An 8,310-nucleotide genomic window follows, 5' to 3' on the forward strand; every position below is an offset into this window, starting at 1 on the left:
GGTCGTTTCGGCTCCGGGACGACAAAGGTCATCTTCTCGCGCAGGATCCCGGCCGGGATACGCATTCGCAGGCTGGCGTAGTTCGCGCTGGCTGTCGAGCGCTCGGCGGCCGGTCGGCCGTAGCCCAAGCTGTCCAGAAAGGCGGGGGTCCGCGCGCTGCGGCCCATCGCGTCGACCACCAGATCGGCGTCCAACATCCGCTCAGCGCCGCTGTCGCGGTTGACAATGTGCGCACCCGTGACTCGGTGCGGATTCGCCGTGATCGGTTCGACGAAGTCGTGACCATCGAGGATTTCGACGTTTTCGATGGCGTTGACTCGCCGCCTGACCTGGGATTCCAGCAATGGACGACTGAGCAGATGAATGACGACCGATCCCGGGTCTTTGAATTTGCCGCATCTGTTGAGTTCGTGGCCGGACACCCGGATGGACACCTGGGAGAGGTCGCCGTCGTCGCACACTGTCGCACCGGCGGCGACGAGTTCGCAATGTATGCCTGGAAATAACTCTTCCAGCTCCTGCGCGCCGCGACTCCACAGAGCGTGGAAGTGCTGCCCCTGCGGAACCCCACGCCGGTGATCCGCGTCGTCCGGCAACTTGTCCCGTTCGACCACCGTCACCGTGTCGTAGAAGTCGGCGAGCACTCGAGCGGCGAGCAATCCACCCATCCCCGCGCCACAGACAACCGCGCGCTCCCCAAGCTTGCTCAACCGACGCTCCCTTCGCTGACGAGGTGTCCCCCACCATGGATGCCGCCCGGCCGCACTCTGCCCCGCGCCGCGCAGGATGGCTAGCCGCCCCTCGCTGATAGCCGTTATGCGGGCTTACCGTACAGAAATAGTTCGAAAATTAGGCCGAAACCGCGGGGGCGGCCGCCGTGGGTTTGAACATGCCAACACCGCACCGACCAGCCAGCGCCAATCATGGCCGGTCGCAAGGAAACTGAATAAACGCTAGGTCTTGGAGCCAGCTAGGACGAGATCGCCGAATGCGACGGCCGCCAGATCCGGCCGCAAGACGCTTAATTCCTCGAGTTCCTCGTTGGCGCGCCGCTCGACCAGCAAAGGAATGAAATCGCGCACCCGGCTGGTTCGCAACCGCGCGTATGCGTACTGCACAACCGCGCTGACCTGATCGTGGGGAAGAGCCGTGTATTTCTTAGCGAGGCGCAGCTCAACGTCGCCGATAAGAGCCACCTCCTCTTGAAGCATGCCGATATTCTTGCCGCCGTCCCGATAGTGGTCAAGACGCATCCCGTAAACGATTTGTTGTGTAAATCGTTGGAGAAAAACACTTTTGCTGCGAAGGAGTTGCGAGTATAGTCCGCGCAGGCCCGAGCATCGGACCAGGGTGGTTTATGGCCCGATTCTGTTGCCCGCGTCCCATCAGCTCCGCAGAAACGGCCGAGTAGCCAGCAAATACACGGCGAATGCGGCCAGCGGAGCCAGCAACGGTAACCACGGCAGCTGCAGCGGAAACGCCGCGGCAACCAGACCGGCGAACGTGAATCCCACGGCCCCGACCAGCGTTGCCCCGCTGACACCGTCCAGCCCGGCCCCGCTACCGGCTGCGTGCCGGAGCACCAAGTAGACCGCCGCGGACAGTCCCGACACCGCGGCGAGCGTCGCCGCGGGATCGGACAGCGCGATCGCCACGACGGTGAGCAGCACCGCAAGCGTCGCGACCTGGCGAAACAGGATTCCGGCCAGCACCGCGACCAGCGCCGACGTCGCGGCGATGAGGGACGGGCCGTGCGACCCGATCGCGACGGCTCCCACCATCAAGAAGCCGCAGGCCGTCGACAGGATGAGCGCGGCCAGCCTCGTGCCGGGCCTCATCAACGCCGTCCGGTTAGCGGCCGGCGGCGATCGGGCACCGCACGCATCGATTGGTCCAGGGTGCGGTCCGGCTGCCAGGCCACCACGTCGACCCCGACGGTGCCCATGTCGCGATACATCGCGGACCGCTGCAACGCCCACATCCGGTCCACCAGCGGCTCCTGCTGAGCTGCGAACGGCGAGCCCTGCAGCACATCGACCGCCACCACGACGTGTCCGCGTCTGCGCAGGTCGATCAGCGACAGCGCGAACTCGGTGTCGAGCAGCGTGGAGAACGCCACGACGATCGCACCCGGCGGGATAGCCGCACGGGGCGCCAATGTTCCAGTGGTGGTTTCGAATTCATCACCGGCGGCAAGCACGGTGTCGAGCACCCGATAGAACTGGCGCTGCCCGATGTCGGCGCCCAGCCAGCGCGGCCGGTTACCGCCGAGCGCGACGATGCCCGCCCGATCGCCGTTGCGCAGCGCGGTCTGCACCACCTGCGCGGCGCCGCGCACGGTCCGCTCGGTGGATTCCGTTGCCGGCCCGGCCGGCTGCGGATAGCCGTCGATGAGCACCACCACGTCGGCGGACCGGTCGGTCAACCGCTGTGTCACATGCAGGCGGCCGCGGCGGGCGCTCACCGGCCAGTTGACAGTGCGAAGCTGGTCACCGGGCACATAGGTGCGAATGTCGGCGTACTCGACGCCGCGGCCGATGTGCCTGGTCAGGTGGGTGCCCAGCCGATCGAGCAGCTCGGTCTGCGGCAGCGCCGTCGCTTGCGGCGGAGTCATCGGAAACACCGTCACATCGGCGGCGTCGACGGTCCCCGCTCCGGTCAACAGCCCACCGTGCGCGACGACATCGATCGTGGCCCGGATGGGATAGCGGCCCCAGCGTTCGGCCGTGGTAGCCACCGTCTGTCGCTGGCCAGATGCCCGGTCCAGCACGTCCACTCGCATCCCGGCGGCTGCTGACACCGTGAGTTCTACTGCAACACCGTGGTTTTCAGTGGAAGCCCAGACGGTCAGTTGCGCCTGCTCAGTTTCGAAGCATCGCTGCGAGGCCGGTTCTGCGTGCACGGTGACCTTCGGCATCGGGCGCTGCCAGCTGATGGAACACAACACACCGAGCAGCGGGGCCGCGAAGGCGATCAACTGCCAGCGCGATCCGATCAAGGCGAGGGCCAGCGCCAGCGCGGCACACGTCGCGATCGCACGCGTCAATGTTGATGCGCGCCAGTGCAACTGGACTTCCCGGATCTCGATCACATCGTCGCGCCGCTTACTGCGGACCACCGCCCGTTCGCGGCACCGGCAACCGCCGCAGCAGGTCTTCGACGACGTCGGATCCTTGAATCTTTCGTACCCACATCTCCGGCCGCAAGGTGATCCGGTGCGCCACCGCAGGGGTCGCGAGCGCCTTGATGTCTTCGGGTATCACGTAGTCGCGGCCAAGCAGCAAGGCGCGGGCGCGGGCGAGTTGGACCAGATCGAGTTCCGCACGCGGGCTGGCGCCCACCGCCACCTGGGGGTGATGGCGGCTGGCGGCGGCCAGCGAGACAACGTAATGCAGGACGTCCTCGTGCACACTCACCTGCTCGACCGACTCGCGCATCGCCAGCAGATCGTGTGCATCGACAACCTGATTGACCCTCGGCTCGGCCGACCCGCGATCCAATCGGCGGCGCAACATCGAGGCCTCGTCGCGCTCGGAGAGGTAGCGCAATTCGAGCCGAACCGCGAACCGGTCCAGCTGTGCCTCGGGCAACGGGTAAGTGCCTTCGTATTCGATCGGGTTGTCGGTAGCCAGAACGATGAACGGTTGGGGCAGTTGGTGTGTCGCGCCGTCGATGCTGACCTGGCGCTCGGCCATCGCCTCCAGCAAAGCCGCCTGGGTCTTGGGCGGTGTCCGGTTGACCTCGTCGGCAAGCAGCAGGTTGGTGAAGATCGGCCCCGGACGAAACTCGAAGCGGCCCGACTGCATGTCGTAAACCGTCGAGCCGAGCAGGTCCGCCGGCAGCAGGTCGGGGGTGAACTGTACGCGGGTGAAGTCCAGCCCGAGCGCCGCGGCAAACGACCGGGCGATCAGCGTTTTGCCGAGGCCGGGCAGGTCCTCGATGAGAACATGCCCGCGGGCGAGCACCGTGGTGAGGATGAGGGTGAGCGCGGACCGCTTGCCCACCACGACGCGCTCGATCTCGTCGAGCACCGCCACCGCGCGCGCGGTGGTTATAGGTGCCGGCTTAGTCATTTTCGAGCCATATCCGAGTCGTACCCTCCGTCATACCTGTTCCAACCGCTCCAGGATCTCCGCCAGCGTCGCACGGCCCGGCCCGGGTTCGCGCGCACCGGTTTGCGCGACGTTGTTGGGATCCACCCACGCCCACAATTGCGGGCCGAAAAGCATTCGTCCGGTGGCGTCAAACTCGGTTGGGCTTTTGGCCTGATTTTGACCGGTCGTGATTGCGAAGCGCCGGGCCAGCATTGGCCGCAGGTGTCGGTCCCAATCGAGTCGGGTGGATTCCGACCGGTGGATGAGCGTCTCGGTCCGCGACAACCAACTACGCAGCGACTCCTCGAGGGCATTCGAGGCCTCCGCGGGTGACGATTCGACGCCGCGGCCCAGGACCTGGCGGACATTGACCAATGCGAACAACACCGCGACACCGGCCGCCCAGAGCACCAATCGCCGATCGTGCAGCGCAAGCGCGGCGAGCTCCGCGCTCAAGATGACGGAAACACCCAGGGCAACAAGCCTTTTCATACGGGGCTCCGCAATTCAGCGAGAACCAGTCGCAGCACGCTTAGCGCGCTTTCGCGGTGCGCCTCGCTCATCACGTGCGGACTGAACCGGGCCTCTTCGAACAAGTTCACCAGCTCGCCGGCGCTATCGACGCGTAGCGCGTGGTTTTCGACGGCTCGGGCCAGCACCTCGGTGGGGGTATCGAAGTCCTGCGGGACGGCTCCCGGAACGTACGCCAGTTCGCGCTCCATCGCGGCGTAGCACGCGATGATCGCCTCCCGCGGCTCGCGGCTGCGGTCGCCGATTTCGGCCAACCCGACTTCGGCCGCACGTACCAGCGACTCGGAGGTGCCCGGCGCAGGGGCGGGCCGCAGCGGTTCGGCAGCGACGATCGGCGCCTCCTCGACGCTCCGTCGCCGCGCGGCGACGACACCCACGACGGCCAGCACCAACACTGCCACCGTGGTAGCGATCAGGTAGCGCAGCATCGCCCGACTTCCGCCCACGTCCGGCGGCTGCGGTGGCCGAGAGACGTTGTTGGCGGGCGTCGGAGCGGTTGATGCCGGAGCCGTCGGGGCCTGAACGGCGGTGTGCAGCACGACGAACTGCGAAAGCAGCCACACCGCCAACAGCCACGCGGCGAGCACGCCGGCCCCGATCAGCAACACCCGCCAAGTCGGTCGGCCCCGGCCGTCGGAAAACCTGTCCGGCAGGCCACCGGCGCTGGGTGCCGCCCTGCGCGGGTCGCGAAGCCGCACGATGATCGCCACGGCGAAAATCACCAGTGACACGCCGAGCATGGCGATCACGTAGACCAGCGACGCCCCGCTGTCCGGTGGTGTTTTCCGCGCCGCGCGGTCAACGCCCGGAAGATAGCCGCGCAACGCCGCAGCGATAATGATGAGCAGCACGATCACGGCGACCACGCGGCCTGTCGCCTTGTCAAACATTGGCACACCACTCGACCGGATTGCGTGCCGCTGTTGCGGCATTCCGTTTGCTCATCCTGGCACGTCGCCCACCTGCGCTGCCAGCAATCGGTGCAGTTCCCCGATCCCCCGGCCGGCTATCCGTTGCGTTCGGCGATCTCGGCGAGCCGATCGAGGGAGGCCCGAAGCCTGTCTGCCGTCGTCTGACGTGCCCGGGGCAGGCGATTCTTGTCCGTCAACCGCGACCAGTCGTAGGTGTGGGTGACCAGGGTGCGGGTCTCGGTTAAGGGTTCGAGCTCCCAGCGCCACAGATGCCCTGGCGGTCGCCGACCCGACTCCGAAGGACGCCAGGCGATGCGACGGCCTTCTTCGAACTCGACGATGTGATTCTCCCGGATGCTGCCCATGGTCAGGGTCATGGTGAAGACGTCGCCGAGGCTGCGAACGCGTTGTCCGGGTTCGGCTTCGGCGAGGTTGTCGTTGCCATCCCAGCGCGGCTGTTGCGCGGGATCCGCGATGAGCTCGAAAATACGATCGGTACTCGCGGCGATGTCGCGGCTTGCGCTGACTACTCGAGGGACGTCGGTGTCGTCGGCCATGCGTTTATCGAAGCATGCGTTGCAGCCGTGGTTGGGGAGGCCCAGCCACCTCCCCAACCACTGCCTCGCCGTATCGGTCAACGCCAACCACTCCGCGGGCGCTGCGGAGTGGCGGCGATGTCCTAACCACGAATCACACCCGGGCCGGGTTCAACGTCTCAAAGCCGGCGATACGGCGTGAGGTACGACGGCAGCGGCACGGCGGGGTCCAGGTCGTCGGCGGGCACCGGTGTGCCCGCCGTCAGCGTCAGCGGCACGACCCCGGCCCAGTGCGGCAACGTCATGTCGTCCTCCTCGTCGACCGGTCCCCCATCGCGCACCTTGGCGGAGACCTCGACGAGATCGAGCGCAAGCACGGCGGTCGCCGCGAGTTCGCGGGTGTTCGGAGGCCTGCTGTCGGTGGACCGGCCGGACGCGACGTGATCGAGCAACGCCGCGAGCGCGCGTAGCTTCTCATCGCTGTCGTGCACCAGGCGCGCACTGCCCACCACGACCACCGACCGGTATTTCAGTGAGTGGTGCAACGCCGCGCGGGCCAGCACCAAGCCGTCCACCAGGGTGGCGGTGACGCAGACCGGCAGACCTTCGGCAGGCCCCGCGGCCGTGAGCATCGGGCCGCTTCCGGTGGACCCGTGCAGATACAAGGTTTCGCCCAGCCGCGTGTGGGTCGTGGGTAACACCACAGGTCGATCGCCGTTGAGGTAGCCGACGTGACAGATCAGGGCCTCGTCGAGAATGCCGTGCACCGTCGCCCGGTCGTAGCGGGCGCGCTCCCGATATCGGGTCGGCACGGTACGCGGTGTGGGCGGGTACGCCTGTCCCGTGGCCTGAGGTGAGCTCGTGGCCGACGCCATCAGTTGCCTCCGAGTTTGTACTAGTACATACTTGTCAATGTGCCAGGACAATACACCATTCAGGGCGCGGGCGCCGAGGCGATTGCCGCCAACATCGAGGAGGCCATCTCTGAGGGCGCCCTGGCGCCCGGTGCCGACTTGCCACCGATCAGGGAATTGGCCGGGCAGCTGAGCGTCAATGCCAACACCGTTGGCGCCGCCTATCGCCTGCTGCGCGAACGCGGTGCCGTCGAGACCGCGGGCCGACGCGGCACCCGGGTGCGGGACCGGCCGGCGACCACGCCACGGTCGCTGCGCGGGCTCGTCGTCCCACCGGGGGTGCGAGACCTGTCCACAGGGAATCCGGATCCGGCGCTGCTGCCAATCGCCGCCGTCCGCGCGAGCTCGGCGCGGCGACCCCCGCTGCTGTACGGGGAACCGGCAGTCTCGCCGGAGCTCGCCGAGCACGCCCGGACGTCGCTGACCGCTGACGGCGTTTCGGCCGCGCACCTTGCCGTGACCTCCGGGGCTCTGGATGGCATCGAACGTGTCCTCACTGCTCATCTGCGGCCCGGCGACCGGGTCGCGGTCGAGGATCCGGGGTGGGCCAATCTTCTGGATCTGCTTGCCGCGCTGGGCTTTCCGGTTGAGCCGGTGCGAGTTGACGACGACGGGCCGCTGGTCGCCGACGTGACGCGAGCGCTGCGACGGGGCGTGCGGGCCGTCGTGGTGACCACCCGCGCCCAGAACCCGACCGGCGCCGCGGTCTCGGCTGCGCGAGCGGCCGAGCTGCGCGAGCTGCTGGCCGACCATGCCGACGTGCTCCTGATCGAAGACGACCACTGTGCGGGTATCGCGGGGTTACCGCCGCACACCTTGGCCGGGACGACGCGGCACTGGGCGTTCGTGCGGTCGGCATCCAAGGCATACGGCCCCGATCTGCGGCTGGCACTGCTCGCCGGCGACCGCCGCACGGTTGAGCGGGTGCACGGCCGGCTGCGTCTGGGACCGGGTTGGGTCAGCTATCTGCTGCAGGATCTCGCCGTCAGTTTGTGGGGCGACGAGACAGCAAAACGCTTGGTGCACAAGGCGGAAGCCGTCTATACCCGCAACCGCGGCCTGCTGCACGCGGCGCTGGCCGACCGCGGTGTGCCGTCGCACGGCCGATCCGGTCTCAACGTCTGGATTCCGGTGCCCGACGAAACCGTGGCGATCACCAGGCTGCTCAGCGCGGGCTGGGCGGCGGCACCGGGAACCCGGTTCCGGATCGGCACGCCGCCGGGAATGCGGATCACGATCTCCGGCGTCGACGCCACCGAAATCGACTCGCTCGCCGACGCCGTCGCCGAGGCTCTGCACGCGATCGGACGCGCCAGCGTGTGAG

The 8,310-nt window shown here is 67.5% G+C and carries 10 protein-coding genes; 1 reads left to right on the forward strand and 9 read right to left on the reverse strand.

Annotated features, from left to right (window positions below):
- The 9 genes from VKI00_RS04325 to VKI00_RS04365 form a co-directional block, all read right to left on the reverse strand.
- Positions 1-710, reverse strand: a 710-nt coding sequence (locus tag VKI00_RS04325; protein WP_414687112.1) for an FAD-dependent oxidoreductase, incomplete at its 3' end; no start/stop codon positions are given.
- A gap of 243 nt (positions 711-953) precedes the next feature.
- A complete protein-coding gene (locus VKI00_RS04330; RefSeq protein ID WP_324435695.1) occupies positions 954-1,253 on the reverse strand; it encodes a three-helix bundle dimerization domain-containing protein in 300 nt (99 codons plus the stop codon).
- A 132-nt stretch (positions 1,254-1,385) separates the two neighbouring features.
- Positions 1,386-1,838 carry a hypothetical protein gene (locus tag VKI00_RS04335; protein ID WP_324435697.1) on the reverse strand — a complete coding sequence of 151 codons (453 nt, stop codon included), beginning with the start codon at positions 1,836-1,838 and terminating at the stop codon, positions 1,386-1,388.
- Positions 1,838-3,091, reverse strand: a complete 1,254-nt coding sequence (locus VKI00_RS04340) for a DUF58 domain-containing protein (protein ID WP_324435711.1) — start codon at positions 3,089-3,091, stop codon at positions 1,838-1,840. The genes VKI00_RS04335 and VKI00_RS04340 overlap by 1 nt, the downstream gene beginning before the upstream one ends.
- Positions 3,092-3,104: 13 nt before the next feature.
- Complete coding sequence (locus tag VKI00_RS04345) at positions 3,105-4,073, reverse strand: MoxR family ATPase (protein ID WP_324435699.1); 969 nt, start codon at positions 4,071-4,073, stop codon at positions 3,105-3,107.
- A gap of 30 nt (positions 4,074-4,103) precedes the next feature.
- The gene (locus VKI00_RS04350; RefSeq protein ID WP_324435701.1) at positions 4,104-4,586 is read right to left on the reverse strand and encodes a hypothetical protein; all 483 of its coding nucleotides are present in this window, start codon (positions 4,584-4,586) and stop codon (positions 4,104-4,106) included.
- Complete coding sequence (locus tag VKI00_RS04355) at positions 4,583-5,515, reverse strand: DUF4129 domain-containing protein (protein WP_414687113.1); 933 nt, start codon at positions 5,513-5,515, stop codon at positions 4,583-4,585. The genes VKI00_RS04350 and VKI00_RS04355 overlap by 4 nt, the downstream gene beginning before the upstream one ends.
- A 116-nt stretch (positions 5,516-5,631) precedes the next feature.
- The gene (locus tag VKI00_RS04360; protein ID WP_324435705.1) at positions 5,632-6,093 is read right to left on the reverse strand and encodes an SRPBCC family protein; all 462 of its coding nucleotides are present in this window, start codon (positions 6,091-6,093) and stop codon (positions 5,632-5,634) included.
- 158 nt (positions 6,094-6,251) lie between these two features.
- Complete coding sequence (locus VKI00_RS04365) at positions 6,252-6,947, reverse strand: pyridoxamine 5'-phosphate oxidase family protein (RefSeq protein ID WP_324435707.1); 696 nt, start codon at positions 6,945-6,947, stop codon at positions 6,252-6,254.
- A 39-nt stretch (positions 6,948-6,986) separates the two neighbouring features.
- Here VKI00_RS04365 and VKI00_RS04370 point away from each other — a divergent pair, with 39 nt between their 5' ends.
- On the forward strand, positions 6,987-8,309 hold the full coding sequence (locus VKI00_RS04370; RefSeq protein ID WP_324435709.1) for an aminotransferase class I/II-fold pyridoxal phosphate-dependent enzyme: 1,323 nt from the start codon (positions 6,987-6,989) through the stop codon (positions 8,307-8,309).
- Position 8,310 lies beyond the last annotated feature (1 nt).

It is taken from the genome of Mycobacterium sp. (assembly GCF_035314665.1).
GTDB lineage: Bacteria > Actinomycetota > Actinomycetes > Mycobacteriales > Mycobacteriaceae > Mycobacterium.